Raw genomic sequence first — 25,708 nt, 5'->3', positions numbered from 1 at the left:
ATAATCGCGCCCCATGCCGATTCCGTCCCCCGCCTCGGGTATGGCGCGCCCGCGACTGCTGGCTCTCCTGACTGCCCTGCCCGTGCTGGCCCTGCTGCTGCTGGCGCTGGCGGCCGCGCTGATCTGGCCCACGTTGCCCGACCTCTCCGAGCTCACCGACTACCGCCCCAAGCAGCCGCTGCGCATCTACACCGCCGACGGCGTGCAGATCGGCGAGTTCGGCGCCGAGCGGCGCCGCTTCCTGCCGCTGGAGCATATCCCCAAGCCCATGCAGGACGCGCTGCTGGCGATCGAGGACACGCAGTTCTACGAGCATGGCGGCGTCTCCTATACCGGCATCGCGCGGGCGCTGGTCGCCAACCTCTTCCGCTCGCGCAGCCAGGGCGCCTCGACGATCACGCAGCAGCTGGCGCGCGACTTCTACCTGACGAAGAAGAAGACCTACAGCCGCAAGTTCATCGAGCTGCTGCTGACGCTGAAGATCGAGGCCGCACTGTCCAAGCCGCAGATCCTCGAGCTCTACATGAACCAGATCTTCCTGGGTCAGCGCGCCTATGGCTTCGAGGCCGCCGCGCGCATCTACTTCGGCAAGAGCCTGAAGGAGCTCTCCATCGCTGAGACCGCGATGCTGGCCGGCCTGCCGCAGAACCCGATCTATGCGAACCCTATCGCCAACTTCGCGCGCGCGCAGCGCCGCCAGTTCGTCGTGCTGGGCCGCATGCACGAACTCAAGCTGATTGACGACACCCAGCTCGCCGCCGCCAAGGCCGAGAAGCTGCACATCCGCAGCGCGCAGGACCCGCGCCTGCATGCCGAGTTCGTCGCCGAGATGGCGCGCCAGCAGGTGCATGCGCAGTATGGCGACGAGGCCTACACGCTGGGCCTGCAGGTCTACACCACGCTGGACTCGCGCGAGCAGGCGGCCGCCTACCGCGGCCTGCGCGCCAGCTTGATGGAGCATGAGCGGCGCAAGCCCTGGCGCGGGCCGGAAGCGCTGATCGATCTGCCCGCGGGCGAAGCCGCGCGCGACGCCGCCATTGCCAAAGTGCTGGCCGAGCATCCCGACCAGGACGATCTGCGCGCCGCCGTCGTCACCGAGGCCGGGCCGGCCAAGGTGCTGGCCAGCCTGCAGAGCGGCGAGGACATCGTCATCAGCGGCGAAGGTCTGCGCAGCGTGCAGGCGGCGCTCTCGCCCAAGGCGAAGAACGAGCTGCGCATCCGCCCCGGCGCGGTGATCCGTGTGATGCGCGGCGCGCCGACCAAGTCCGAACCCAAGGGCGCCTGGGCCATCACCCAGCAGCCCGAGGCCGAAGGCGCGCTGGTCGCGCTGGACCCGGCCAGCGGCAGCGTGCGCGCGCTGGTCGGCGGCTTCGACTTCGCGCGCAACCAGTTCAACCACGCCAGCAGCGCCTGGCGCCAGCCGGGCTCCAGCTTCAAGCCGCTGATCTACTCGGCCGCGCTGGAGCAAGGCGTCACGCCGGCCACGGTGATCGACGACGCGCCGATCAGCATCGGCGGTTGGGAGCCGAAGAACTCCGACGACAAGTACGACGGCCCGATCACGCTGCGCCAGGCGCTGGCGCGCTCGAAGAACATGGTCTCGATCCGCCTGGTGCAGCAGCTCGGTCCGCAGCGCGTGCGCGACTGGGCGGGCCGCTTCGGCCTGGATGCCGACAAGCAGCCGGACAACCTGACCATTGCGCTGGGTTCGGGCGCGGTGACGCCGCTGCAGATGGCCGGCGCCTACGCGGTGTTCGCCAACGGCGGCTACCTGCTGAAGCCGCTGCTGATCACGCGCATCGTCGACGCGAAGGGGCAGCAGCTCTTCGAGGCCCAGCCCGATGCACCCAGCGAAGACAAGCGCGCGATCTCCGCGCGCAATGCCTTCGTCACCAGCACGCTGCTGCAGGAGGTCACGCGCAGCGGCACCGCGGCACGCGCGTCGGCGACACTGGCGCGCAGCGACATCTACGGCAAGACCGGCACCACCAACGAAGCGGTCGACGCGTGGTTCGCCGGCTTCCATCCCAGCCTGGTGGCGGTGGTGTGGATGGGCTACGACCAGCCGCGCAGCCTGGGCGAACGCGAAAGCGGCGGCGGCATCGCGCTGCCCGCCTGGATCAACTTGATGAGCGAAGCGCTGAAGGGCCAGCCGCCGCGCGAGATTGCGCCGGTGGACGGTGTCATTCAGCAGGGCGACGACTGGGTGTTCGAGGAGTTCGCCGGCGATGCCGGCGTGCGTCAGCTCGGCGAGCCGGCGGCAGCTGCGGCCAGCGCGCCCTAGGTCGACTCAAACCAGGCCAGCGAGCAACTCGGCCTCGCGCTCGGCCGACATGCCGGCCTTGCTGAAGGCCTGCTGCCCGGCCGGCAGGCTGCGCCACCAGGCCAGCGTGTCGGCCACCGTCTCGGCCAGCGGCCGGATGCGCAGGCCGGCAGCCAGCGCCTTGGCATTGCTGGCCTGCATGAAGCCGGCGTACTCGTACGTGTCGGGCAGCCACAGCGGCAGCTCGTTCCAGGGCTTGGCACCGCGCGCCAGCAGCGTCGCGCTGTCCACCCAGACCAGGCGCGGCCGCGTACCGGCAACAGCCGCGCAGGTGTCCAGCAACTCTGCCCGCGTCCATTGCGCAGGCGCGGCCACCGCGTTGTAGGCACCCGAGGCGCCCTGCTCCACCTGGTCGAGCACGAAGGCCGCCAGATCGCGGGCGTCGATGAACTGCAGGCCATCCTGCGGGCTGCCGGGCGCGAGCACCGGTTCGCCGTCCCTGGCCTGCGAGATGCGGGCCGGCCAGTAGGTGAAGCGCTGCGTCGCGTCATGCGGCCCGACCACCAGGCCGGGGCGGATCAGCAGGCTGCGCGCCTCGCCGAGGGCCTGCTGCACGCGCGCCTCGCAGGCGGCCTTCAAAGGGCCGTAGCTGGCGCCATCGACGATCTCGGTGTCCGGGTCGGCCAGCGTCTGCACCGATGCCAACGGCGACTGCTCGTTGCTGGGCTGCGAGAAGCTGGCATAGGCCGAGATGCTGGAGATGTAGGCATAGCGACCGACGCGCCCGGCCAGCAGACTGGCGCTGGCCTCGACCTCGCGCGGCAGATAGCCGCAGGTGTCGAGCACCGCGTCCCACTCGCCGCTGGCCAGCGCCGACAGATCGCTGCGCCGGTCGCCGCGCCGGCATTCGAGCTGCGGGAACAGGCTCGCGGCCGTCTGGCCGCGGTTGAACAGCGTCAGCTCATGGCCGCGCGCCAGTGCCGTCTCGACGATGTGACGACCGACGAACTGCGTGCCGCCCAGCACCAGCAGGCGCATCGTGGCTGGCTCAGCGCTTGCGCACGACGACGGAGCCGATCGAGTAGCCGGCGCCGAAGGAGCAGATCACACCCAGGTCGCTGGCGGCGAGATCGGCGCGGTGCTTGTGGAAGGCGATGATGGAGCCGGCCGACGCGGTGTTGGCGAACTCGTCGAGGATCAGCGGCGCCACGTCCGAGCCGGCCTCGCCGCCGACCAGCTTCTTGATCACCAGCTGGTTCATGCCCAGATTGGCCTGGTGCAGCCAGTAGCGGCGCACCTGCGCCGGCGCGAAGTCCAGCGTGCCGAGATGGCTCTCGATATGGGCGGCGGCCAGCGGCACGACTTCCTTGAACACCTTGCGGCCTTCCTGGCGGAAGGTCTTATCGCGTGCGTCCGGGTCGCTGTCCTCGGCCTTGTTCATGAAGCCGAAGTTGTTGCGGATGTTGTTGGAGAACTGCGTGGCAGCCTTGCTGCCGAGGATCTCCCACTGATCCTTGGACGTGGCCAGGTCGGCGCGCTCGACGACGATGGCGGTGCAGACATCGCCGAAGATGAAGTGGCAGTCGCGGTCCTTCCACTCCAGGTGGGCCGAGGTGATCTCGGGGTTGACGATCAGCACGCACTTGGACGCGCCCGAGCGCACCGCGTTGTAGGCCTGCTCCAGCGCAAAGGTGGCCGACGAGCAGGCCACGTTCATGTCGAAGCCATAGCCGCCACAGCCCAACGCCTGCTGGATCTCGATGGCCATCGCCGGATAGGGGCGCTGCATGTTCGCGGCCGAGCAGATCACCGCGTCCACGTCCTCGGGCTTCTTGCCGGCGGCCTCCAGCGCCTTGCGGCCGGCGTCCACCGCGATCTCGGCCATCAGCGACAGCTGGTCGTCGGCGCGCTCCTGGAAGCGCGGATACATGCGCGTCGGGTCGAGCACGCCTTCCTTGTCGATCACGTAGCGCTGCTTGATGCCGGAGGCCTTCTCGATGAACTCGACGCTGGAATGCGTCAGCGGCTCGCGGCGGCCGGCAGCGATGTCCTCGGCGTGCTTCTCGTTCTGCAGATCGGCGTAGCGGTTGAACGAGGCCACCAGTTCCGCATTGCTGATGGTGAAAGGCGGCTGGTACAGGCCGGTGCCGCTGATGACGACTTGATGCATGGGATTCGTTCCTGGTCTCTGGCTGTCTGTCTATTTGGATCTTGGTCTGGCAGCGTCGTGTCGCTCTTCGCGCAGGCGCAGCCTCGGCAGCAAGTGTAGCGATCGCTACTGGCGCGGCATCCGGTCTACCGCCGCCCTCAGCCACGCCCCGGGGCGATCTGCGTAGAATCAAGCACCGGGCCCAAATTTTGTCTTCGGCCCGGTGCGTCGCGCCCTGACTTCGCCAGCGAAGTCAGCCTCCGACGCGACGGCCTCCCCGGCCGTCGAGGGTACCCGCCCTCATGCCGAAGCAAGTCAAGCGCTCGCAGCCCAGGCCGTGCACTGCACCAACGCACGCCGACACTTGCGAACTTGAACCAGATGGAAATCTTCGACTACGACAACATCCTGCTGCTGCCGCGCAAATGCCGCGTGGAAAGCCGCAGCGAATGCGACACCTCGATCGAATTCGGCCCGCGCCGCTTCAAGCTGCCGGTCGTGCCCGCGAACATGAAGACCGTCGTCGACGAGCGCCTGACCGAATGGCTGGCTGCCAACGGCTACTTCTACGTCATGCACCGCTTCGATCTCGACACCGTCGCCTACGCGAAGGCGATGCGCGACAAGGGCCTATTCGTCTCGATCAGCTCGGGTGTGAAGGAAGCCGACTACGCGGTGATCGACCGCCTGGCGGCCGAAGGCGTGGGTGCCGACTACATCACCATCGACATCGCGCATGGCCATGCCGACAGCGTGCAGCGCATGATCGCGCACATCAAGCACAAGCTGCCGCAGGCCTTCGTCATCGCCGGCAACGTCGGCACGCCCGAGGGCGTGATCGATCTGGAGAACTGGGGCGCCGACGCCACCAAGGTCGGCATCGGCCCGGGCAAGGTCTGCATCACGCGGCTGAAGACCGGCTTCGGCACCGGCGGCTGGCAGCTGTCGGCCTTGAAGTGGTGTGCCCGCGTGGCCACCAAACCGATCATTGCCGACGGCGGCATCCGCCATCACGGTGACATCGCCAAGAGCGTGCGCTTCGGCGCCAGCATGGTGATGGTCGGCTCGCTGTTCGCCGGCCACGAGGAGTCGCCCGGCACGACGGTGGAAGTCGACGGCAAGCTCTACAAGGAGTACTACGGCTCGGCCAGCGACTTCAACAAGGGCGAATACAAGCACGTCGAGGGCAAGCGCATCCTCGAGCCCATCAAGGGCAAGTTCGCCGAGACCATCCGCGAGATGCGCGAAGACCTGCAGAGCTCGATCTCCTATGCGGGCGGCCGCTCGCTGGTGGACCTGAAGAAGGTCAACTACGTCATCCTGGGTGGGGAGAACGCGGGCGAGCACCTGTTCATGTGACGCTCGGTCTTGCTCCCGCGTTCCGGCGCAGCGAAGCGCAGCCAGAACGCCGCCCGTACCAGAACAAAGATGGGGCCTCGCGGCCCCTTCTCTCTTTCGACACCAGCGCTAGCGATTACAGCGTCGGGTAATCGGTGTAGCCCTTGGCCCCTGGCGTGTAGAAGGTCGCCTGATCGGGCGTGTTCCATGGCGCACCGGCCTTGATACGCGCCGGCAGGTCCGGATTGGCCAGGAAGCCGGTGCCGAAGGCCACCGCGTCAAGCTTGCCCGCGGCGATGGCCTGCTCGGCCTCAGCGGCGCTGTAGCCCATATTGCCGACCAGCACGCCCTGGTACTTCTCGCGGGCCACCGTCATCACATCGGCCTTCTGCACGCCGAAGAAGTCGGCGCGCATCAGGTGCAGATAGGCCAGATTGAAGCGCCCCAGCTGCTCGGCCAGGAAGGCAGTCAGGCCGATCGGGTCGCTGTCCTTCATGCTGTTGTAGCTGTTCAGCGGCGACAGACGCAGGCCCACGCGGCCAGGCCCGATGGCAGCACACACCGCCTCGAGCACCTCGAACAGGAAGCGCGCACGATTGGCCACGGAGCCGCCATAGGCATCGCTGCGCTGGTTGGCACCATCGCGCAGGAACTGGTCGATCAGATAGCCATTGGCGCCATGCACCTCGACGCCATCGAAGCCGGCAGCGCGCGCCCGTCGAGCGGCATCGGCATAGGCCTTCACGATGGCCGGGATCTCGTCCGCGGCCAGTGCGCGCGCCGGCACATTGGCCTGCTTGCCCTGCGGCGTGTGGGTGTCGCCCTCAATGGCCAGCGCACTGGACGACACCGGCTGCACGCCGCCATTGAGCGCAGGATGTGCGGCCCGGCCTGCGTGCCAGATCTGCATGAAGATGCGCCCACCCTTGGCATGCACGGCCTCAGCAACCTGTTTCCAGGCCTGCTGATGGGCGTCGGAGTAGATGCCTGGGTCGGCACCGAAGGCCGAGGTGTTCGGCAGGATGGCCGCGCACTCGGTAACGATCAGGCCCGCGCTGGCGCGCTGCGCGTAGTACTCGGCCATCAGGGCGTTGGGCATGTGCTCGGGGTCGCAGCGCGTGCGCGTCAGCGGGGCCATCAGCATGCGGTTGGGCAGCGACAGTGCGCCGGCCTGCAGGGTTTGGAAAAGTTCGGTCATGCTCGGATGTGGTGGCAATGAAGCTCAGTTGAAGGGCGCAGTGTGCCCATGAGCGGATTCCGCGTGCGAGACGACTTGGGCGTCGCTGTGCTAGGGCCGACGCCTGCCCGGGCCGGCCACCTACAATCGAGACCATCCCGGAAACACATTCAGGCGCTGCCGTGCGGCGCCTGCCGAGCCCATCCATGACCGAACTCGCGAAGTCCTTCGAACCTGCCGCCCTCGAAGCCCATTGGGGCCCGCTGTGGGAATCCCGCGGCCTGTACAAGCCCACGCTGGACCCGGCGCGCGAATCCTTCTGCATCCAGCTGCCGCCGCCCAACGTCACCGGCACGCTGCACATGGGCCATGCCTTCAACCAGACCATCATGGACTCGTTGACGCGCTACCACCGCATGCGCGGCCACAACACGCTGTGGGTGCCGGGCACCGACCATGCCGGCATCGCCACGCAGATCGTCGTCGAGCGCCAGCTGCAGGGCATGGGCCAGAGTCGCCACGACCTGGGCCGCAAGAACTTCGTCGCCCGCGTCTGGGAATGGAAGCAGCAGAGCGGCAACACCATCACGCAGCAGATGCGCCGCATGGGCGACTCGGTCTCCTGGGAGCACGAGTACTTCACCATGGACGACAAGCTGTCCAAGGTGGTCACCGAAACCTTCGTGCGCCTCTATGAGGAAGGCCTGATCTACCGCGGCAAGCGCCTGGTGAGCTGGGATCCGATCCTGAAGTCCGCTGTCTCCGACCTGGAGGTGGAGAGCGAGGAGGAAGACGGCTCGCTGTGGCACATCCGCTACCCCATCGACGGCTCGGACGAATCGCTGGTCGTGGCCACCACCCGCCCGGAGACCATGCTGGGCGACACCGCAGTGATGGTGCACCCCGAGGACGAGCGCTACACCGCGCTGATCGGCAAGCAGGTGCGCCTGCCCATCACCGGCCGCCTGGTGCCGGTGATCGCCGACGCCTACGTGGACAAGGAGTTCGGCACCGGCGTCGTCAAGGTCACGCCCGCGCATGACCAGAACGACTACCAGGTGGGCCTGCGCCACGGCCTGCCCATGCTGACCATCTTCGATCTCGAGGCCAAGGTCAGCACCGACGTGGCCGACATCCCGGCGACCTACCGCGGCCTGGACCGCTTCGTGGCGCGCAAGCAGATCGTTGCAGAGCTGGAGCGCGAAGGCCTGCTGGTCGAGGTGAAGAAGCACAAGCTGATGGTGCCGCGCTGCGCGCGCACCGGCCAGGTGATCGAGCCCATGCTGACCGACCAGTGGTTCGTCGCGATGAGCAAGCCCGGCGCCGGCGGCAAGAGCATCGCCGAGCAGGCCATCGAGGCGGTGTCCTCGGGCGAGGTGAAGTTCGTGCCCGAGAACTGGGTCAACACCTACAACCAGTGGATGAAGAACATCCAGGACTGGTGCATCTCGCGCCAGCTCTGGTGGGGCCACCAGATCCCCGCCTGGTACGGCGAGGACGGCCAGGTCTTCGTGGCGCGCGACGAGGCCGAGGCCCATGCCAAGGCCGCCGCTGCCGGCTACAAGGGGCCGCTGACCCGCGACGAGGACGTGCTGGACACCTGGTACTCGTCGGCGCTGGTGCCCTTCTCCACGCTCGGCTGGCCCGAGAAGACGCTGGAGCAGGATCTCTTCCTGCCTTCGTCGGTGCTGGTGACCGGCTACGACATCATCTTCTTCTGGGTCGCCCGGATGATCATGATGACCAAGCACTTCACCGGCAAGGTGCCGTTCAAGCATGTCTACATCCATGGCCTGGTGCTCGATGCGCAGGGCAAGAAGATGTCCAAGTCCGAAGGCAATGTGCTGGACCCGGTGGACCTGATCGACGGCATCGCGCTGGAGCCGCTGCTGGACAAGCGCACCCAAGGCCTGCGCAAGCCCGAGACCGCGCCCAAGGTGCGCAAGGCCACCGAGAAGGAATTCCCCGAGGGCATCCCCGGCTACGGCGCCGATGCGCTGCGCTTCACCTTCGCGGCGATGGCCACGCTGGGCCGCAGCGTCAACTTCGACAGCAAGCGCTGCGAGGGCTACCGCAACTTCTGCAACAAGCTCTGGAACGCCACGCGCTTCGTGCTAATGAACACCGAGGGCCAGGACTGCGGCCTGGCCGAGCACGAGGCCGGCAGCTGCGTGGCCGGCGGCTATCTGGAGTTCAGCCAGGCCGATCGCTGGATCAGCAGCGAGCTGCAGAAGGTCGAGGCCACGGTGGCCCAGGGCTTTGCCGACTACCGCCTGGACAACGTCGCCAACGCGATCTACGACTTCGTCTGGAACGAGTACTGCGACTGGTACCTGGAGATCGCCAAGGTGCAGATCCAGGGCGGCAACGAGGCACAGCAGCGCGCCACGCGCCGCACGCTGATCCGCGTGCTGGAGACCACGCTGCGCCTGCTGCACCCGATCGCGCCGTTCATCACCGAGGCGCTGTGGCAGACCGTGGCTCCGATCGCCGGGCGCAAGAACACCGAGTTCATCGTCAACGCCGCCTACCCGGTGGCGCAGCCCGAGCGCATCGACGCCAAGGCCTGCGCCTGGGTGGCGCAGCTCAAGGACGTGGTCGGCACCTGCCGCAGCCTGCGCAGCGAGATGAACCTCTCCCCGGCCGAGCGCGTGCCGCTGCTGGTCGGTGGCGACCTGTCCTTCATCCGCGAGGCGGCGCCGGTGCTGAAGGTGCTGGCCAAGCTGTCGGACGTGCAGCTGATCGAGGACGAAGCGGCCTTCAACGCGGCCAGCCGCCTGTCGCCGGTGCTGGTGCACGGCGCCGCGCGCCTGGCGCTGAAGGTGGAGATCGACGTCGAGGCAGAGAAGGCGCGCCTGGGCAAGGAGATCGCCCGCCTGGACGGCGAGATCGCCAAGGCCACGGCCAAGCTGTCCAACGAAAGCTTCGTGGCCCGCGCGCCGGCTGCCGTGGTGGAGCAGGAGCGTCAGCGCATCGCCGATTTCAGCAACACCGTGACGCGCTTGCGCGCGCAGTTGAGTCAGTTGCTGGCCATCTAATGCGGGTCAGCAACACCGTGATGCGCCTGCGTGCACAGCCGCAAGCACTGCAGGCCGCCTGAATCGGGCGGTTCAGCGCCAGCGCCGGGCGCCAGAGGGCTCCGGCAGCTCGGCAGGCGCGGTGGGCCGGAAGTCGCCGGCCTGCGTGGTCGGCAGCGCAGCAAGCAGCTCGTCCATGCGCCGCGCCACGCCCCAGGCCGCGCGCACGCGCGATTCGCGCGTGGTGCTGGCCAGGCGCGGCGTCACCTGCAGCGCCTCCAGTCCTGCCAGCGGCCGGCCTGGATCGAGCATGCCGGGCTCCAGGCTGTCGAACCAGGCGGCGAGGATGCGGCCGCTGGCGATCGCATCGGCCAGTGCCTGCTCGTCGAACAGCGCCGAGTGCGCGATGCTGACCAGCACCTGGTTGGCCTTGGCGAAGCTCAGGACGCGATCGCCGATCAGGCCGCGATAGCGCTGGAAATAGGCCAGTTGCACGCTGATACCGTCGCTGTGCTCCATCAGCTCGCGCAGCGACACCGGTTCGATGCCCCACTGCGCCCACAGTGCCTCGGTGTGGTGCAGGCTGGGGTCGTAGCCGATCACGCGAGTACCGAAGGCCGGCAGCAGCTGCGCCAGCATGCGTGCTGCCGGGCTCATGCCGATCAGGCCTATCGTCGCGCAGCCCAGCTCACGACCGACCAGCAAACCATCGCTGGCCTGCACCGGCACACGACGCAGCAAGGCGAGCAGCGCGCCGACGATGAATTCGGCCTCGGCATTGGCCGTTGCACTGAGGCTGCGTACCACCTCGACCCGAGCGGCGCGGCAGGCCTCCATATCGATGTTTTCGACCCCGGCACTCATGCGGCCGAGCACGCGCAGGCGCGGCGCGCTGCGCAACAGGCTCGCATCCACCGCCACGGTGGGCGGCACGATCAGACCCTGGACCTGATAGAGCGCCTCGCGCAAGGCCTGACCGTCCAGCGCCAGCTCAGGCGCAAAGCGCACGGCATGGCGTTCGGCCAGCCATTGCATCACCTCGGCTTCCAGTGGCTCGACGATCAACAAGCTCATGAAACAGCGCAGTTTGCCCTCATCAGGCGTCATCTTCCGCAGGCACAATCACTGCGGCCAAACCAAACAAGTGTACGGACATGAAAGTCAGCAAAGCGATCTTCCCCGTTGCCGGTCTCGGCACGCGCTTCCTGCCGGCCACCAAGGCCCAGCCCAAGGAAATGCTGCCGGTGGTCGACAAGCCGCTGATCCAGTATGCCGTCGAGGAAGCCTATGCCGCCGGCGTGCGGGAAATGATCTTCGTCACCGGCCGGCACAAGCGGCCGATCGAGGATCACTTTGACATGACCTTCGAGCTGGAACTAGCCCTCGAACAGGCGGGTAAGCAAGAGCTGCTGGACGTGGTGCGTTCGGTCAAGCCCGCCGACATGGAGTGCATCTACGTACGCCAGGCCCAGGCCCTGGGGCTGGGCCATGCGGTGATGTGCGCGCAGCGCCTGGTCGGCAATGAACCCTTCGCCGTGCTGCTGGCCGACGACCTGATGGTCGGACCCGAGAATGGCGCGCCGGTGCTCAAGCAGATGGTCGAGCAGTTCGCCGAATGGCGTGCCTCCATCCTGGCGGTGCAAGAAGTGCCGCCCGAGCACACGCGCCGCTACGGCATCGTCGCCGGCACGCCGGTCAACGATCACCTGCTGGACGTCAGCCGCATCGTCGAAAAGCCTGCGCCTGAAGTGGCGCCCTCTCGTCTGGGCGTGGCCGGCCGCTACATCCTGACCCCCGGCGTGTTCCACGAAATCGCCAGCCAGCCGCGTGGCGTCGGCGGCGAGATTCAGCTGACCGACGGCATCGCCGGCCTGCTGCGCCGCGAGAAGGTGTTTGCCTACCGCTACGAGGGCAAGCGCTACGACTGCGGCAGCAAGGAAGGCTTCCTGCAGGCCAATGTGGAACTGGCACTGGCGCACCCCCAGCTGGGCCCGGGCTTCCGCGACTACCTGCGCAGCCTCGAACTCTGAAGCGACAGCCCAGCGGACGAAGAAAAGCCGCGCCTGGGCGCGGCTTGCTCGTTCTGGACGCTGCCTCTCAGCGGCGTTTGAGCACGTGGACGATGTCGTCGCCCTTCTGGCTCTGCTCGACCAGTTCGTTGCCGGTCTGGCGCGCGAAGGCCTGGAAGTCGCGCATCGAACCCGGATCGGTGGCCACGACTCTGAGCAACTGACCGCTCTCCATCTCTGCCAGGGCCTTCTTCGCCTTGAGGATGGGCAGCGGGCAGTTCAGGCCGCGCGTATCGAGTTCCTTGTCAATGTTCATGTCTCGGTCCTTCTGATGTCGCCATTCTAAGGTTGGCTGGGCTCCAGCCACTGTGGCTCAATGCCGCGCAGGCGCAACCAGCGAGCCAGCGCCAAGCCGGTACCGGCGTGCCAGCAGCGCAGGCGCTCCGGCGCGAAGAGCTTGTACTCGGCCAGCTCTGGTGAAAGATGGATCTCGCCACGCGCCTTCACTCCATAGGCGATGATGACCTGGTTCATGCGCTGGAAGTCCCAGACGCCGAGCAAGTCCAGCGATTCGACCTGCAGCGCCGTTTCCCCGTTCACTTCGCGCGCAACGCCTTCCTCTGGCGATTCGCCCGCTTCCATGAAGCCGGTGATCAGGCCGAAGAAGCGCCCGCCCCAGGCTGCATTGCGTGCCAGCAAGACCTGCCCCTCGCGGTCCACGCATTCGACCACCGCAGCCAGCACCGGCGTCGGGTTGTTCCAGTGCGTGAAGCCGCAGGCAGCGCAGCGCAGCCGGGTCTTGCGACCGCCGTCCTCGTCCTGCTCCAGCCAGGCAAGCTCGCTGGCGCAGGACGGGCAGTACCGATAGGGCGAGGGCAGCATCGCCGCGACCTTACTCAGGCCGGAAAGACGCCGGTCGAGAGATAGCGATCGCCGCGGTCGCAGACCACGAAGACGATGGTGGCGTTGGACAGCGTGCGCGCCAGCTGCAGCGCCACCCAGCAGGCGCCGGCGGCAGAGATGCCAGCAAACAGGCCCTCTTCGCGCGCCAGCGTGCGAGCCATGTCCTCGGCATCGGTCTGCGACACCAGCACCAACTCGTCCACCACGCTGGCGTCGTAGATCTTGGGCAGGTAGGCCTCGGGCCACTTGCGAATGCCAGGGATGCGTGAGCCTTCGGCCGGCTGCGCGCCGACGATGCGCACGTCGGCGCTCTGCTCCTTGAGGAAACGGCCGGTGCCGGTGATCGTGCCGGTCGTCCCCATCGCGCTGACGAAATGGGTGATGCGGCCGCCGGTGTCGCGCCAGATCTCCGGCCCGGTGCTCTCATAGTGGACGCGCGGGTTGTCGGCATTGGCGAACTGATCGAGCACCCGGCCCTTGCCCTCGCGCACCATCTGCTCGGCCAGATCGCGGGCGTACTCCATACCGCCGGAGCGCGGCGTCAGGATCAGTTCGGCGCCATAGGCCTTCATGGTCTGCGCCCGCTCGATCGACAGGTCCTCCGGCATGATCAGCACCATGCGATAGCCACGGATTGCCGCAGCCATCGCCAGCGCGATGCCGGTATTGCCGGAGGTCGCCTCGATCAAGGTGTCGCCGGGCTTGATCTCACCGCGCTCCTCGGCACGCCGGATCATGCTGATCGCCGGCCTGTCCTTCACCGAGCCGGCCGGGTTGTTGCCCTCCAGCTTGGCCAGGATCACATTGCCGCGCGCCGCGGCCTCGGCGCCCAGGCGCTGCAGCCGCACCAGCGGCGTGTTGCCGATCACGTCTTCGAGCGTCGGATAGCGGGTCTGTTCAGCTTGCGTCGTCATGCCGCGCATTGTCGCAGCGAGCGCAAGAACTCACATGGCATAATCGCGCCCTCGCAGCAGCCAGATGCTCTGCCGTAGCGGCCCAGGTGGCGAAATCGGTAGACGCAGGGGACTCAAAATCCCCCGCCGCAAGGTGTGCCGGTTCGAGTCCGGCCCTGGGCACCAGCTTGGGTAGAGCTTTGGTTGAATCCGCGATGCAAGCCGCACGTTGTCTATGGCAACCTGCGGCTTTTTTGTTGACCCAGCCGCACGCATACACTTGCCTGCAACTCCCAGGTCCGGAGCCATCAGCTCACTCCACCACCATGCCCCAGCTCCCCCCGGTCACCAAAGCCTTCATGCTGGCCTGTGTCGGCATCTTCTGCGCCTTCGTGCTCTTCCCTGGCTTCAAGCCCTGGTTCGCACTCTGGCCCATCAGCTCCGGCGGCTTTCTGCCCTGGCAACCCCTGAGCTATGCCTTCCTGCATGGCGACATACTGCACCTGTTCTTCAACATGCTGGGCCTGTGGATGTTCGGCTCGGAGCTGGAGCGCGTCTGGGGCTCCAAGCGCTACCTCCAACTGCTGCTGGCCAGCGTGCTGGCAGCAGCGGTGCTGCAGCAAGTCTTCACCTTGATGATCGGCTCGATGGCACCGACGGTCGGCGCCTCGGGAGCGATCTTCGGTCTGCTGCTGTCCTTCGCGATGATCTTCCCGGACCGCGTGATCATGCCGCTGTTCCCGCCGATCCCGATGAAGGCCAAGTACTTCGTCGCACTGTTCGGCACGCTGGAGCTGCTGATGGGCATCAGCGGCGGCGCCGGCATCGCGCACTTCGCCCACCTGGGCGGCATGCTGGGCGCCTATCTGATGATCCGCTACTGGCGCTCCAGCCGGCGCCGCTGAGCCTCGCCGCTAGGCGAGCAGCCCCGTCTCAGGATTGGGATAGCGCAGCCTCAGCCGCAACTCCCGCTTCAAGCGGCCGTTGATCAGCCGTCGCGATTCGCTCAGGAAGCTGAGCTGCATCGCGCTGAAGCGCTCCGCCGCTTGCGCACGCGCAATGCGCTCGGGGCGCGGCAGGCCGCACAGATCGGCAGCCAGATCGAAGTAGTCGCCCATCAGCATCTCGCCGTCGTCGCAGACATGCACCGCCCGCTGCGGCAGACCGCGGTGCAGCGCCCCGACGCAGGCACGCGCCAGATCGTCGGCGTGGATGTGGTTGGTGTAGACATCGTCCTCGCGCGCCAGCACCGGGCTGCCGCGCGCCAGCCGCTCGCGCGGATGCCCGCCGGCACGGTCGCCGGCATAGATGCCCGGCACGCGTAGCAGCGTGACACGCACGCCGAACACCGCACCGAACCAGCGCAGCCGCTGCTCGGCGTCGACACGGCGTCGCGCTCGATCGGTGGCCGGCGAGACCGGCCGCGTCTCGTCGAAACGCGCGCCACCGCAATCGCCATAGACGCCGGTGGTGCTGGCATAGACCAGACGCGTCGGCCGACTGCTGCGTGCCAGCGCGCGCAGCAGGTTCAGCGTGCGCGGATCCTCGGTACCCTGTCCCGGCGGCGGCGCCAGATGCAGCACCGCATCGGCCAGCCCGGCCAGCCGGCCCAGCGTGGCGGGCTCGTCGAGGTTGCCCAGCAAGGGCCGCACGCCCGCGGCGCGCAGCTCGGCCACGCGCTGCGGGCTCGACGTCAATGCCAGCAGCTGCCAGCGTTTGCGCAGCAGCTTGGCCACACGCAGGCCCACATCGCCGCAGCCGACGATCAAGAGCCGCGGGCGGCGCAGGGATTGAGCGGTGACAACAGGCATGGCGCAAGGGCTCAGGCAAAATGGCCGCCGAGTGTACGGCCCGCCGGTCCAGCCGGGCGGGCCGTGCCTTTTCTCCCCCGAACAGAACCCGCCCTTCCCCTGCCATCATGAATTTCCAGGTCACCGTCCAGCCCAGCGGCCGTGTCTTCGAAGTCGAACGTGACGAAACCCTGCTCAGCGCCGCGATCCGCCAGGGCATCGGCCTGCCCTACGGCTGCAAGGACGGCGCCTGCGGCTCCTGCAAGAGCAAGCTGCTCGAGGGTCGCGTGATCCACGGTGCGCACCAGGCCAAGGCGCTGTCGATCGACGAAGAGAACGCCGGCCTGGTGCTGACCTGCTGCGCGACGCCGCAGACCGACTGCGTGCTGGAGGCCCGCACCGTGCCTGGCGCCGGCGAGTTTCCGGTGCTCAAGCTGCCCACCCGGGTGCTGAGCATGAGCCGGCCTGCGGCCGATGTCGCGGTGCTCCGCCTGCAACTGCCGGCCAACCAGAACTTCCAGTACCGCGCCGGCCAGTACGTCGAATTCATCCTGCGCGACGGCGCGCGGCGCAGCTACAGCATGGCCAATGCGCCGCACAAGGTCGGCACGCCGCCATCCATCGAACTGCACATCCGCCACATGCCCGGTGGCAAGTTCACCGACCATGTGTTCGGCGCGATGAAGGAAAAGGACATCCTGCGCATGGAAGGGCCGTTCGGCAGCTTCTTCCTGCGCGAGGACAGCGACAAGCCCATCGTGCTGCTGGCCAGCGGCACTGGCTTCGCGCCGATCAAGGCCATCGTCGAGCAGCTGCAGCACCTAGGCTCCAGCCGCCCCGTCGTGCTCTACTGGGGCTGCCGCAGCAAGGCCGACCTCTATCTGCACGACTGGGCGCTGCAGACGGCCGCGGGCATGCCGCATCTGCGCTATGTGCCGGTGCTGTCCGAGCCCAGACCCGAGGATGGCTGGACCGGCCGCACCGGCTTCGTCCATCAGGCGGTGATGGCCGACCTCCCCGACCTCAGCGGCCATCAGGTCTATGCCTGCGGCGCACCGGTGATGGTGGCGTCGGCACAGCGCGATTTCGTCGCGAACTGCAAGCTGCCAGCAGACGAGTTCTATGCCGACGCCTTCACCTCGGAAGCCGACAAGCATGGCAACTGAAAGCGGCCATGCCTGCGGCGCAAGTCGCAGCCACAGGCATCCCGGAGCACGCTGATGTTCGCGCCGCCCTATGTCACGGCTGATCAGCTCGAGCCCCAGTTGCGTACGCAAGGACATGCCGTCGTTGCGCCGGCAACGCTGGGTGCGCTGTTCGGCGTCGATGCCGCCGAACTCGCTGCGCTGGTACCCAGCTGGCAAGACCTGCCCCCTGACAAGTACCTGCGCGATGGCGGCCGCTACCGCTTCCGCCGCCATGCCAGCCTGGTCGCCGAGGGCGACAGTCTGACCCTCGTGCCGCATCGCGCGCACTGGCAGCCGCTGGACTACAACGCGCTGCACGGCGGCCTGGAGCGCTGGTTCGAACCGGTGCACGAGCAGACGCACGCGCAGCCCGGCTGGCGCAAGCTGCTGCTCGGGCTGGCCCGTATCGCCTCGCACCTGAAGGGCGAGCAGCCCTGGTTCATCGAGGCGCACCAGTTCCGCATCGACACCAGCGATGGCATCGGCCGCCCCACCCCCGAGGGCGCCCACCGCGACGGGGTCGATTTCGTTGCGGTCTTCCTGGTCGGCCGGCAGGGCATCAAGGGCGGCGAGTCGCGTATCTTCGAAGCCCAGGGCCCGCAGGGCCAGCGCTTCACGATGAGCGAGCCCTGGACCCTGCTGCTGCTCGACGACGAGCGCATGATCCACGAGACCACGCCTATCCAGCCCGTCGGTCCTCACGGCTGGCGCGACACCCTGGTGGTGACGCTGCGCCGCCACGGCTTTCAGGATCCCGCCGCCTGAGTGCCGGCGCTGATGCCGGGATGGCATCGGCCCATGCACAAGCGCTTGCCCGGCAGCCTGTCTCGGGCCTCTACACTGCCGTGGCGCCAGCCGGCCACAAGCCGGCGGCCACTCACGCCGCGGGTCAGCCGATCGCTGGCCCGCGGGCTTTTCCAGCTCAGGCATCACGAGTGCATCCCCATGAACGCCATCAGTTCAGACCTCTCCCGCGCCCTCGCCGGCGCAGACGGCGCAGCCGCCGCCACCCTCCCCTCCTCCCTCTTCGGTCTGCCCGACCAAGCCCCGCATGAGCGCGTGCTGCTGGCGGCCGACGCGCAGACCGGCCTGAAGGCCATCATCGCGCTGCACAGCACCGCGCGCGGCCCTGCCTTCGGCGGCTGCCGGCTGTGGCGCTACGACAGCGAGCTCGCGGCGCTGAACGACGCGCTGCGCCTGTCGCAGGGCATGAGCCTGAAGAATGCCCTCGCCGACCTGCCCTTCGGCGGCGGCAAGGCCGTGATCATCAAGCCGGCCGGCGACTTCGATCGCGCCGCCCTCTTCGCCGCCTTCGCTCGCGCCGTGGAGTCGCTGGACGGTGCCTACATCACCGCCGAGGACGTGGGCACCACCACCGCTGACATGCGCGGCATGCAAGCCCTGACCCGCCATGTCTCCGGCATCCCGCGCGACGGCGCCTTCGGCGGCGACCCCAGCCCCAAGACGGCCTACGGCGTGTTCGTGGCCATCGTCGAGGGCGTGCGACGTGTGCTGGGCCGCAGTTCGCTGGACGGCGTGCGTGTGGCGATCCAGGGGCTGGGCGCGGTCGGCTGGCATCTGGCCGAGCTCCTGCACCGCAGCGGCGCCCGACTTCAGGTCGCAGACATCGATGCGGCCAAGCTCGCACGGGCCCAGGCCGAATTCGGCGCGCAGGTGCTCGATCCGCAGCAGATCGTTGCGGCCGACTGCGATGTGCTGGCCCCCTGCGCCCTGGGTGCCGCACTGAATGCGCAAAGCGTGCCGCAGATCCGCGCACCCCTGATCGCCGGCGCCGCCAACAACCAGCTGGCCACGCCGGCCGACGGCGACGCGCTGCAGCAGCGCGGCATCTGCTACCTGCCCGACTACCTGGTCAACGCGGGCGGCATCATCTCGGTCGCCCGCGAGCATCGCGGCGAGGGCGAGGAGTCGGCGGTGATGGCCGAAGTCGCGCGCATCGGCGAGCGCGTGGCCGAATTGCTGGAGCGCTCGCGCGCGTCGGGACTGACCCCGGCCCGCGCCGCTGACCAATGGGCGCAGGCCAAGCTGGTCAAGCCGGCCTGAGTCGCGTCAGGGCTGGCGGGCCTCTGTCGGCCCGCCAGGCGCGCAACAGTGCGCTGCCGCTGGCGCTCACTCGCCCAGGTAGGCAGCGCGCACCTTGGGGTCGTTGAGCAGCTGCTTGGCCTCACCGCTCATCGTGATCTCGCCCGAGTCCATCACGTAGCCGCGATTGGCCAGGCCCAGCGCGCGCGAGGCATTCTGCTCGACCAGCAGGATGGTCACGCCCTGGCCGTGGATGTCGTTCACGACCTCGAAGATCTTGTCCACCATGATCGGCGACAGGCCCATGCTGGGCTCGTCGAGCAGCAGCACCTTGGGACGGGCCATCAGCGCACGCCCCATCGCCAGCATCTGCTGCTCGCCGCCGCTCATCGTGCCGGCCAGCTGGTTGCGACGCTCCTTCAGGCGCGGAAAGATCGTGAAGACCTTTTCGATGTCGGCAGCAATCTCTGCCTTGTCGTTGCGCACATAGGCGCCCATCTGCAGGTTCTCGGTGATGGTCATGCGGGTGAAGGTGCCGCGCCCCTCGGGCACCATCACCAGGCCCTGCTTGACCAGGTCCCAGGAGCCCTGGCCCTTGATGCTGCGGCCCATGAACTGGATGTCGCCGTCAGCCACCGGCTGCAGGCCGGTGACGGCCTTGAGCGTGGTGGTCTTGCCTGCGCCGTTGGCCCCGATCAAGCTGACCAGCTCGCCCTGGCACACCTCGAAATCCACGCCCTTGACGGCCTGGATGCCGCCATAGGCCACCTTCAACCCGCTGATCTTGAGCAGGACGTTCTTGCTATCTGCCATTGCCGTGCTTCCTGTTCAATGCGCCGCGTGTCCGGCGCCGAGGTAGGCCTCGATCACCTTCTCGTTCCTCTGCACTTCGGCAGGCGTGCCTTCGGCGATCTGCTTGCCGTAGTCCAGCACGGTCACGCGGTCGCACAGGCCCATCACCAGCTTCACGTCATGCTCGATCAGCAGGATGGTGCGGCCGTCCTTGCGGATGCGGTCGATCAGCTCGCGCAGCACCACCTTCTCGGTGGCGTTCATGCCGGCGGCCGGCTCGTCCAGCGCGATCAGCTTGGGATCGGTGGCCAGCGCGCGGGCGATCTCCAGACGACGCTGGTCGCCGTAGCTGAGCGTGCGCGCCTTGAAGTCGGCGTACTTGCCGATGCCCACATAGTCCAGCAGCTCGCGGGCCCGCTCGGCAATGGCCTTCTCCTCGGCCTTGAAGCCAGCACTGCGGAACACCGCGCCGAACAGGCCCGAGTGGGTGCGCACATGGCGACCGACCATCACGTTTTCCAACGCGGTCATCTCGGCGAACAGGCGGATGTTCTGGAAGGTGCGCGCGATGCCCGCTTTGGCGACCTGATGCACCGCCTGCGGCGTGTACGGCGCACCGCCGAGCTCGAAGCTGCCCGAGTCCGGCGTGTACAGGCCGGTGATGACGTTGAAGAAAGTCGTCTTGCCAGCACCGTTGGGGCCGATCAGGCCATAGACCTGGCCGGCGTCGATCTGGATGCCGACGTCTGAAAGCGCCTGAAGACCGCCGAAGCGCTTGGAAACGCCGCTGACTTTGAGAACGATGTTGTTGCCCATGTTGTGTGTCCTCGCGCCCGTTTACTGCTGCTTGCGCGGCGCGGCCTTGCCATGCTCCGGCGCCGGCCACAGGCCGCGCGGACGCAGCAGCATCACGACGATCATCGCCAGCGCGACCAGCAGCTGGCGCAGGATCGCCGCGTCCAGACGTCCGTCCGTCATCTGCTGCAGCGGGCCAGCGACGTAGCGCAGCACTTCCGGCAGCGCCGCCAGCAGCAGCGCACCGAGGATCACGCCGGGGATGTGACCGATGCCGCCCAGCACCACCATCGCGACGATCATCACCGACTCCTGCAGCGAGAAGGACTCCGGCGAGACGAAGCCCTGGAAGGCCGCGAACATCGAGCCCGCCACGCCTCCGAAGGTGGCACCCATGCCGAAAGCCAGCAGCTTCATGTTGCGGGTGTTGATGCCCATGGCCTTGGCAGCGATCTCGTCCTCGCGGATCGCCATCCAGGCACGGCCGATGCGCGAGGTCTCCAGCCGGTAGCAGATCAGCACCGAGGCCACGACCAGGGCCAGGAACAGGTAGTAGTAGAGCGTCACGCTGGGCAGCCTGAAGCCGAAGATCTCCAGCCCCTTGCCCAGGTCCAGTCCGAAGAAGTGGATCGCATCGATCTGGCCGATGCCGCGCGGTCCGTTGGTGATGTTGACCGGGTGCTCCATATTGTTCAGGAACACGCGGATGATCTCGCCGAAGCCCAGCGTGACGATGGCCAGGTAGTCGCCGCGCAGCTTCAAGGTCGGCGCGCCGAGCACCGCGCCCGCGATGGCCGCCAGGCCGGCGCCCAGCGGAATCACGATCCACAGCGGCGAGTGCAGGCCATCCGGGAAGGCCGCCTTGAACCATTCGAAGTTCTCGCTGAGGTGCGGACTGGCGAGCAGCGCGAACATGTAGGAGCCGACCGCGTAGAAGGCCACATAGCCCAGGTCCAGCAGGCCGGCGTAGCCGACCACGATGTTCAGGCCCAGCGCCAGCATCACGTAGAGCAGCGCCAGGTCGATGATGCGCACCGGACCGTTGCCGAACTGCTGCGCGATCAGCGGAACGACCAGCAGGCCGATGGCGGCAGCGAGGAAAACGAAGATCTTGTTGCTGTTGGAGTTCATGATGTCGTCTCCTCCCGCTCAGGCACGATCCGCGACGCGTTCGCCGAGCAGGCCCGAAGGCCGCAGCGTCAGCACGAGGATCAGCGCAACGAAGGCGAAGATGTCGGCGTAGTGGCTGCCCAGCACGCCACCGGTCAGGTCACCCAGGTAGCCCGCACCGATGGCCTCGATCAGACCCAGCAGCAGCGCGCCGACCACGGCGCCGGCCAGATTGCCGATGCCGCCGAGCACGGCCGCTGTGAAGGCCTTGAGCCCCGGCATGAAGCCCATCGAGTGCTGCACCGTGCCGTAATTGGCCGCCCACATCAGACCGGCCACGGCGGCCAGCATCGCGCCGATCACGAAGGTGGCCGAGATGATGAAGTCGGGCTTCACACCCATCAGGCCGGCCACGCGCGGGTTCTCGGCGGTGGCGCGCATCGCGCGGCCGAGCTTGGTGTGGTTCACCAGCCAGAGCAGCGCCGCCAGCACCACAGCCGTCACGGCAAGGATCAGCACCTGCGTCACGGTGATCACCGGACCGCCCAGGTCGATCGGGTCGGTGGGCAGCAGCAGCGGGAAGGGCTTGGGATTGGGCTTCCAGATGATCATCGCCAGCGTCTGCAGCAGCAGCGACACGCCCATCGCGGTGATCAGCGGCGCCAGGCGCGGCGCATTGCGCAGCGGCCGGTAGGCGATCTTCTCGATGCTGAAGTTCAGCACCGCGCAAACCACCACCGCGCAGGCCAGCGCCACCAGCATCAGCGCCCAGCCGGGCAGACCGCTGCCGGCCAGCACGGTGACCACCGTCCAGCTGACCAGGGCGCCGACCATCAGCACCTCGCCATGCGCGAAGTTGATCAGGTTGATGATGCCGTACACCATCGTGTAGCCCAGCGCGACCAGGGCATACATGCTGCCCAGCACCAGGCCGTTGATGATTTGTTGAACAAGGGTTTCCATACCGAAGGCTCCGGTCCGGTGGACGGGCGCGAGCCCCGCTCACCGGTGAGAATGCAGATGCGTACCTGCAGCAAGAAAGATGCCCGGCCCGTCACGGCTCCGGCGTGGCGACCTGGCAAGCGGCCCGGATTGTAGGGGCGCGGCAGGCTGCTCCCGGTCGGGATTACACCCTTGTGACGACGCAGCGGCTCAGTCGCCAGCGGCGTCTGTCCCATCCGCCGCGGCGCTGTTCAGCGCACGCAGCTGCTGCAGCTTTTCGCCGATGCGCAGCTCCAGACCGCGCGGCACCGGCTCGTAGAAGCGCGTGCCCTCCAGCCCGTCGGGCAGGTACTGCTCGCCGGGCACGAATCCGCCCTCGTAGTCGTGCGCGTAGCGGTATTCGCGGCCGTAGCCCAGGCCCTTCATCAGCTGGGTCGGCGCATTGCGCAGGTGCAGCGGCACCGGCCGGCTCTGGTCCTGCTTCACCAGCGCGCGCGCAGCCTTGTAGGCGCTGTAGACGGCATTGGACTTGGGCGCCACGGCCAGATAGACCACCGCCTGCGCCAGCGTCAGCTCGCCCTCGGGTGAGCCCAGGCGCTCGTAGGTCTCGGCAGCGTCCAGTGTCAGGCGCAGCGCGCGCGGGTCGGCCAGACCGATGTCCTCGCTGGCCATGCGGATCAGCCGGCGCGCGATGTAGCGCGCGTCCACGCCGCCGTCGAGCATGCGCACGAACCAGTACAGCGCGGCGTCCGGGTCCGACCCGCGCACCGATTTGTGCAGCGCCGAGATCACGTCGTAGAACTGCTCGCCGCCCTTGTCGTAGCGGCGCAGCTGCTCGCCAAGGGTGCGCTCGAGCAGGGCCTCGTCGATCTGTGTCGCCCCCTTCGGCGACATGCTCAGCACCGCCTCGACGGCATTGAGCAGGCGGCGCGCATCGCCGTCCGCATAGACGGCCAGCCGTTCGGCGGCCGCCGCAGTGAACGGCGGACCGTTCAAGGTCTGCCGACCGCGCTCGATCAATGCAAGCAGATCGTCCTTGTCCAGCGACTTGAGCACATGGACGGTGGCTCGCGAGAGCAGCGCCGAGTTGACCTCGAAGGACGGGTTCTCGGTGGTCGCACCGATGAAGGTGAACAGGCCCGATTCGACATGCGGCAGGAAGGCGTCCTGCTGTGCCTTGTTGAAGCGATGCACCTCGTCGACGAAGACCACGGTGCGGCGTCCCTGCCGGGCGACGGCCTCGGCGCGCTCCACCGCCTCGCGGATGTCCTTGACGCCGCCGAGCACCGCCGAGATGGCGATGAACTGCGCATCGAAGGCATGGGCCATCAGCCGCGCCAGCGTGGTCTTGCCGACGCCGGGCGGGCCCCAGAGGATCATCGAATGCAGCCGGCCCGCGTCGAAGGCAGTGCGCAAGGGCATGCCCGGCCCGAGCAGATGGCGCTGGCCGATCACCTCGTCCAGCGTGTGCGGGCGCAGTCGCTCGGCCAGAGGCTGGTGCGGTGGCAAGCCTGCCGTGGCCGGCTTGCGCGGCGCGGCCGCTTCTTCGGGCAGGTCAGGAAACAGCGATGCGGAGGACTCTGCGCTCATCGCGCCATTGTCGCAGCGCCCTTCGCGCGAGCGACGGCCGCCAGACCCAGCTGGTCCGCCAAGCTGCGCTCGGCGACGAAGACCTCGCCCAGCCCCTCGGCGCTGAGCAAGGCCGCCTCGTCCTCGCTGGCAGCGCGCAGCAGCACCTGCACATCGGGATTGAGCGCGCGCGCCACCTCGACCATGCGGCGCGCCTGCAGGCTGTCGCCCCCAGCAACGACCAGCAGCGCCGCACGAGCGATGTGTGCCTGGATCAGTACCGCCGCCTCGCTGGCATCGCCCAGCACCGCGGCCTGGCCCTGGGCGCGCAGGTCCTCGACCAGCTCGCGCTGCTGCTCGGCCACCACGAAGGGCAGCGCCTGGGCGCGCAGCTGCTCGCCGATGCGACGGCCGACCCGGCCCCAGCCCACCAGCACCACCTGACCCTGCAGATGCGTGGCGGCCGTCTCGGCAGGCAGCTCGGCGAGCGGGTCGTCGCGCTGCTCCATGCGCCGAGCCCAGGCGGAGCGCCGCAGCATCCAGGCCTTCAGCGGCTCCAGCGCAGAGAACAGCGCCGTATTCAACGCGATCGAGATCAGTGCGCCAGCCAGGATCAGGCTCTGACCCTGCGTCGGCAACAGGCCCAGCGCCACGCCCAGGCCGGCAAGGATGAAGCTGAATTCACCGATCTGCGCGAGGCTGGCGCCGACGGTGAGCGCGGTATTGAGCGGATAGCGCAGCAGCAGCACAAGGGCCATCGCCGCCAGCGTTTTGCCGACGACGATGATGGCCACGACGGCCAGCACGCGCAGCGGCTCTTCGACGAGCACCCGTGGGTCAAAGAGCATACCCACCGAGACGAAGAACAGCACCGCGAAGGCATCGCGCAGCGGCAGCGATTCGTCGGCGGCGCGGTGCGCGTACTCGGACTCGCGCATCATCATGCCGGCGAAGAATGCGCCCAGCGCGAAGGACACGTCGAAGAGCTTGGCCGCACCGAAGGCCACGCCTACTGCCACGGCGACGACGCACAGCGTGAACAGCTCGCGCGAGCCGGTGCGTGCCACCGCCCAGAGCAGCCGCGGGAACAGCCAGCGCCCGACCAGCAGCATCGATGCGATGAAGGCCGCCACCTTGGCCAGCGTCCAGCCGACGGCGGCCAGCATGCCGCCCTGGGCATCGCCTGCGGCGGCCCGGTCGGGGTCCAGCAGGCCGGCCAGCGGCGGCAGCAGCACCAGCACCATCACCATCACCAGATCCTCGACCACCAGCCAGCCCACGGCGATAGAGCCATTGGCGCTGGACAACTGCCCGCGTGCCTCCAGCGCCCGCAGCAGCACCACGGTGCTGGCCACCGACAGCGCCAGGCCGAAGACCAGCGAGCCACCGACACCCCAGCCCCAGGCCTGCGCGAGACCGAAGCCCAGCAACGTGGCCGCGCCGATTTGCACGATGGCACCAGGCACGGCGATGCGCTTGACGGCCAACAGATCGGCCATCGAGAAGTGAAGTCCGACACCGAACATCAGCAGCATCACGCCGATCTCGGCCAGCTGAGCGGCCAGGCCGACGTCGGCCACGAAGCCCGGCGTGGCCGGGCCGATGGCGATGCCCGCCACCAGATAGCCCACCAGCGGCGGCAGGCGCAAGCGCGCCGCGAGGTAGCCGAGGATGATCGCCAGCCCGAAACCGGCGGCGATGGTGGCGATCAGGCTGACGTCGTGCGGCATC

22 protein-coding genes and 1 tRNA gene are annotated in these 25,708 nt (G+C 68.0%); 9 read left to right on the top strand and 14 right to left on the bottom strand.

Features of this window, described 5'->3' with window-relative positions; genetic code table 11:
• Window positions 1-13 precede the first annotated feature (13 nt).
• Window positions 14-2,284 carry a penicillin-binding protein 1A gene (locus AC2EBS_RS03090; RefSeq protein ID WP_484726906.1) on the top strand — a complete coding sequence of 757 codons (2,271 nt, stop codon included), beginning with the start codon at window positions 14-16 and terminating at the stop codon, window positions 2,282-2,284.
• A gap of 6 nt (window positions 2,285-2,290) precedes the next feature.
• Here AC2EBS_RS03090 and AC2EBS_RS03085 read toward each other — a convergent pair whose 3' ends face one another.
• On the bottom strand, window positions 2,291-3,301 hold the full coding sequence (locus AC2EBS_RS03085; protein WP_484726905.1) for an NAD-dependent epimerase/dehydratase family protein: 1,011 nt from the start codon (window positions 3,299-3,301) through the stop codon (window positions 2,291-2,293).
• A gap of 10 nt (window positions 3,302-3,311) precedes the next feature.
• Window positions 3,312-4,433: a beta-ketoacyl-ACP synthase III gene (locus tag AC2EBS_RS03080; protein WP_484726904.1), complete on the bottom strand. Its 1,122-nt coding sequence runs from the start codon at window positions 4,431-4,433 to the stop codon at window positions 3,312-3,314.
• A 360-nt stretch (window positions 4,434-4,793) separates the two neighbouring features.
• Between AC2EBS_RS03080 and AC2EBS_RS03075 the strand changes: the two genes are divergently transcribed.
• On the top strand, window positions 4,794-5,771 hold the full coding sequence (locus tag AC2EBS_RS03075; protein WP_484727552.1) for a GMP reductase: 978 nt from the start codon (window positions 4,794-4,796) through the stop codon (window positions 5,769-5,771).
• A gap of 115 nt (window positions 5,772-5,886) precedes the next feature.
• On the opposite strand, the gene AC2EBS_RS03070 is transcribed toward AC2EBS_RS03075, so the two are convergent.
• Entirely contained in the window at window positions 5,887-6,948 is a 1,062-nt protein-coding gene (locus tag AC2EBS_RS03070; RefSeq protein ID WP_484726903.1) for an alkene reductase, read from the bottom strand.
• Between the two features lie 185 nt (window positions 6,949-7,133).
• On the opposite strand from AC2EBS_RS03070, the gene AC2EBS_RS03065 reads away from it, so the two are divergent.
• On the top strand, window positions 7,134-9,965 hold the full coding sequence (locus tag AC2EBS_RS03065; RefSeq protein WP_484726902.1) for a valine--tRNA ligase: 2,832 nt from the start codon (window positions 7,134-7,136) through the stop codon (window positions 9,963-9,965).
• A gap of 72 nt (window positions 9,966-10,037) precedes the next feature.
• Here AC2EBS_RS03065 and AC2EBS_RS03060 read toward each other — a convergent pair whose 3' ends face one another.
• Entirely contained in the window at window positions 10,038-11,018 is a 981-nt protein-coding gene (locus tag AC2EBS_RS03060) for an NAD(P)-dependent oxidoreductase (protein WP_484726901.1), read from the bottom strand.
• Between the two features lie 80 nt (window positions 11,019-11,098).
• Here AC2EBS_RS03060 and galU point away from each other — a divergent pair, with 80 nt between their 5' ends.
• Window positions 11,099-11,974 carry a UTP--glucose-1-phosphate uridylyltransferase GalU gene (gene galU / locus AC2EBS_RS03055; RefSeq protein WP_484726900.1) on the top strand — a complete coding sequence of 292 codons (876 nt, stop codon included), beginning with the start codon at window positions 11,099-11,101 and terminating at the stop codon, window positions 11,972-11,974.
• A gap of 67 nt (window positions 11,975-12,041) precedes the next feature.
• Here galU and AC2EBS_RS03050 read toward each other — a convergent pair whose 3' ends face one another.
• Genes AC2EBS_RS03050 through cysM form a run of 3 tightly spaced genes read right to left on the bottom strand, consistent with a single transcriptional unit; the run spans window position 12,042 to window position 13,770 of the window.
• A complete protein-coding gene (locus AC2EBS_RS03050) occupies window positions 12,042-12,269 on the bottom strand; it encodes a sulfurtransferase TusA family protein (protein ID WP_484726899.1) in 228 nt (75 codons plus the stop codon).
• Between the two features lie 26 nt (window positions 12,270-12,295).
• Window positions 12,296-12,835: an NUDIX domain-containing protein gene (locus tag AC2EBS_RS03045; RefSeq protein WP_484726898.1), complete on the bottom strand. Its 540-nt coding sequence runs from the start codon at window positions 12,833-12,835 to the stop codon at window positions 12,296-12,298.
• A gap of 14 nt (window positions 12,836-12,849) precedes the next feature.
• The gene (cysM, locus tag AC2EBS_RS03040; RefSeq protein ID WP_484726897.1) at window positions 12,850-13,770 is read right to left on the bottom strand and encodes a cysteine synthase CysM; all 921 of its coding nucleotides are present in this window, start codon (window positions 13,768-13,770) and stop codon (window positions 12,850-12,852) included.
• 80 nt (window positions 13,771-13,850) lie between these two features.
• On the opposite strand from cysM, the gene AC2EBS_RS03035 reads away from it, so the two are divergent.
• Window positions 13,851-13,935, top strand: a tRNA-Leu gene (locus AC2EBS_RS03035).
• A gap of 140 nt (window positions 13,936-14,075) precedes the next feature.
• On the top strand, window positions 14,076-14,654 hold the full coding sequence (locus tag AC2EBS_RS03030) for a rhomboid family intramembrane serine protease (protein WP_484726896.1): 579 nt from the start codon (window positions 14,076-14,078) through the stop codon (window positions 14,652-14,654).
• Between the two features lie 9 nt (window positions 14,655-14,663).
• On the opposite strand, the gene AC2EBS_RS03025 is transcribed toward AC2EBS_RS03030, so the two are convergent.
• Entirely contained in the window at window positions 14,664-15,560 is an 897-nt protein-coding gene (locus tag AC2EBS_RS03025) for an SDR family oxidoreductase (RefSeq protein ID WP_484726895.1), read from the bottom strand.
• Window positions 15,561-15,667: 107 nt separating this feature from the next.
• Here AC2EBS_RS03025 and AC2EBS_RS03020 point away from each other — a divergent pair, with 107 nt between their 5' ends.
• From AC2EBS_RS03020 to AC2EBS_RS03010, 3 genes are all read left to right on the top strand, one after another.
• A complete protein-coding gene (locus tag AC2EBS_RS03020) occupies window positions 15,668-16,705 on the top strand; it encodes a CDP-6-deoxy-delta-3,4-glucoseen reductase (RefSeq protein ID WP_484726894.1) in 1,038 nt (345 codons plus the stop codon).
• Between the two features lie 54 nt (window positions 16,706-16,759).
• Window positions 16,760-17,491, top strand: a complete 732-nt coding sequence (locus AC2EBS_RS03015; protein WP_484726893.1) for a 2OG-Fe dioxygenase family protein — start codon at window positions 16,760-16,762, stop codon at window positions 17,489-17,491.
• Between the two features lie 180 nt (window positions 17,492-17,671).
• Window positions 17,672-18,790 (top strand): Leu/Phe/Val dehydrogenase, encoded by a 1,119-nt coding sequence (locus AC2EBS_RS03010; RefSeq protein ID WP_484726892.1) that lies wholly within the window; start codon window positions 17,672-17,674, stop codon window positions 18,788-18,790.
• A 66-nt stretch (window positions 18,791-18,856) separates the two neighbouring features.
• Here the strand turns inward: AC2EBS_RS03010 and AC2EBS_RS03005 are convergent, their stop codons facing one another.
• The 6 genes from AC2EBS_RS03005 to AC2EBS_RS02980 form a co-directional block, all read right to left on the bottom strand.
• The gene (locus AC2EBS_RS03005; protein ID WP_484726891.1) at window positions 18,857-19,582 is read right to left on the bottom strand and encodes an ABC transporter ATP-binding protein; all 726 of its coding nucleotides are present in this window, start codon (window positions 19,580-19,582) and stop codon (window positions 18,857-18,859) included.
• Window positions 19,583-19,597: 15 nt separating this feature from the next.
• The gene (locus AC2EBS_RS03000; RefSeq protein WP_484726890.1) at window positions 19,598-20,377 is read right to left on the bottom strand and encodes an ABC transporter ATP-binding protein; all 780 of its coding nucleotides are present in this window, start codon (window positions 20,375-20,377) and stop codon (window positions 19,598-19,600) included.
• Window positions 20,378-20,398: 21 nt separating this feature from the next.
• Entirely contained in the window at window positions 20,399-21,487 is a 1,089-nt protein-coding gene (locus AC2EBS_RS02995; protein ID WP_484726889.1) for an ABC transporter permease subunit, read from the bottom strand.
• 18 nt (window positions 21,488-21,505) lie between these two features.
• On the bottom strand, window positions 21,506-22,429 hold the full coding sequence (locus AC2EBS_RS02990) for a branched-chain amino acid ABC transporter permease (protein ID WP_484726888.1): 924 nt from the start codon (window positions 22,427-22,429) through the stop codon (window positions 21,506-21,508).
• A 189-nt stretch (window positions 22,430-22,618) separates the two neighbouring features.
• The gene (locus AC2EBS_RS02985; RefSeq protein ID WP_484726887.1) at window positions 22,619-23,998 is read right to left on the bottom strand and encodes a replication-associated recombination protein A; all 1,380 of its coding nucleotides are present in this window, start codon (window positions 23,996-23,998) and stop codon (window positions 22,619-22,621) included.
• Window positions 23,995-25,707 carry a cation:proton antiporter domain-containing protein gene (locus tag AC2EBS_RS02980; RefSeq protein ID WP_484726886.1) on the bottom strand — a complete coding sequence of 571 codons (1,713 nt, stop codon included), beginning with the start codon at window positions 25,705-25,707 and terminating at the stop codon, window positions 23,995-23,997. The genes AC2EBS_RS02985 and AC2EBS_RS02980 overlap by 4 nt, the downstream gene beginning before the upstream one ends.
• Window position 25,708 lies beyond the last annotated feature (1 nt).

The organism is Roseateles sp. T103 (assembly GCF_057219915.1).
The sequence above is the reverse complement of the archived record's forward strand: the minus strand, read 5'-3'. Positions and strand labels throughout refer to the sequence as shown.

Excerpts from the sequence above, each read along its gene's own strand:
- AC2EBS_RS03090 (WP_484726906.1), top strand. The coding sequence starts at position 14 with ATGCCGATTCCGTCCCCCGCCTCGGGTATGGCGCGCCCGCGACTGCTG.
- AC2EBS_RS03085 (WP_484726905.1), bottom strand. The coding sequence starts at position 3,301 with ATGCGCCTGCTGGTGCTGGGCGGCACGCAGTTCGTCGGTCGTCACATC.
- AC2EBS_RS03080 (WP_484726904.1), bottom strand. The coding sequence starts at position 4,433 with ATGCATCAAGTCGTCATCAGCGGCACCGGCCTGTACCAGCCGCCTTTC.
- AC2EBS_RS03075 (WP_484727552.1), top strand. The coding sequence starts at position 4,794 with ATGGAAATCTTCGACTACGACAACATCCTGCTGCTGCCGCGCAAATGC.
- AC2EBS_RS03070 (WP_484726903.1), bottom strand. The coding sequence starts at position 6,948 with ATGACCGAACTTTTCCAAACCCTGCAGGCCGGCGCACTGTCGCTGCCC.
- AC2EBS_RS03065 (WP_484726902.1), top strand. The coding sequence starts at position 7,134 with ATGACCGAACTCGCGAAGTCCTTCGAACCTGCCGCCCTCGAAGCCCAT.
- AC2EBS_RS03060 (WP_484726901.1), bottom strand. The coding sequence starts at position 11,018 with ATGAGCTTGTTGATCGTCGAGCCACTGGAAGCCGAGGTGATGCAATGG.
- galU (WP_484726900.1), top strand. The coding sequence starts at position 11,099 with ATGAAAGTCAGCAAAGCGATCTTCCCCGTTGCCGGTCTCGGCACGCGC.
- AC2EBS_RS03050 (WP_484726899.1), bottom strand. The coding sequence starts at position 12,269 with ATGAACATTGACAAGGAACTCGATACGCGCGGCCTGAACTGCCCGCTG.
- AC2EBS_RS03045 (WP_484726898.1), bottom strand. The coding sequence starts at position 12,835 with ATGCTGCCCTCGCCCTATCGGTACTGCCCGTCCTGCGCCAGCGAGCTT.
- cysM (WP_484726897.1), bottom strand. The coding sequence starts at position 13,770 with ATGACGACGCAAGCTGAACAGACCCGCTATCCGACGCTCGAAGACGTG.
- AC2EBS_RS03030 (WP_484726896.1), top strand. The coding sequence starts at position 14,076 with ATGCCCCAGCTCCCCCCGGTCACCAAAGCCTTCATGCTGGCCTGTGTC.
- AC2EBS_RS03025 (WP_484726895.1), bottom strand. The coding sequence starts at position 15,560 with ATGCCTGTTGTCACCGCTCAATCCCTGCGCCGCCCGCGGCTCTTGATC.
- AC2EBS_RS03020 (WP_484726894.1), top strand. The coding sequence starts at position 15,668 with ATGAATTTCCAGGTCACCGTCCAGCCCAGCGGCCGTGTCTTCGAAGTC.
- AC2EBS_RS03015 (WP_484726893.1), top strand. The coding sequence starts at position 16,760 with ATGTTCGCGCCGCCCTATGTCACGGCTGATCAGCTCGAGCCCCAGTTG.
- AC2EBS_RS03010 (WP_484726892.1), top strand. The coding sequence starts at position 17,672 with ATGAACGCCATCAGTTCAGACCTCTCCCGCGCCCTCGCCGGCGCAGAC.
- AC2EBS_RS03005 (WP_484726891.1), bottom strand. The coding sequence starts at position 19,582 with ATGGCAGATAGCAAGAACGTCCTGCTCAAGATCAGCGGGTTGAAGGTG.
- AC2EBS_RS03000 (WP_484726890.1), bottom strand. The coding sequence starts at position 20,377 with ATGGGCAACAACATCGTTCTCAAAGTCAGCGGCGTTTCCAAGCGCTTC.
- AC2EBS_RS02995 (WP_484726889.1), bottom strand. The coding sequence starts at position 21,487 with ATGAACTCCAACAGCAACAAGATCTTCGTTTTCCTCGCTGCCGCCATC.
- AC2EBS_RS02990 (WP_484726888.1), bottom strand. The coding sequence starts at position 22,429 with ATGGAAACCCTTGTTCAACAAATCATCAACGGCCTGGTGCTGGGCAGC.
- AC2EBS_RS02985 (WP_484726887.1), bottom strand. The coding sequence starts at position 23,998 with ATGAGCGCAGAGTCCTCCGCATCGCTGTTTCCTGACCTGCCCGAAGAA.
- AC2EBS_RS02980 (WP_484726886.1), bottom strand. The coding sequence starts at position 25,707 with ATGCCGCACGACGTCAGCCTGATCGCCACCATCGCCGCCGGTTTCGGG.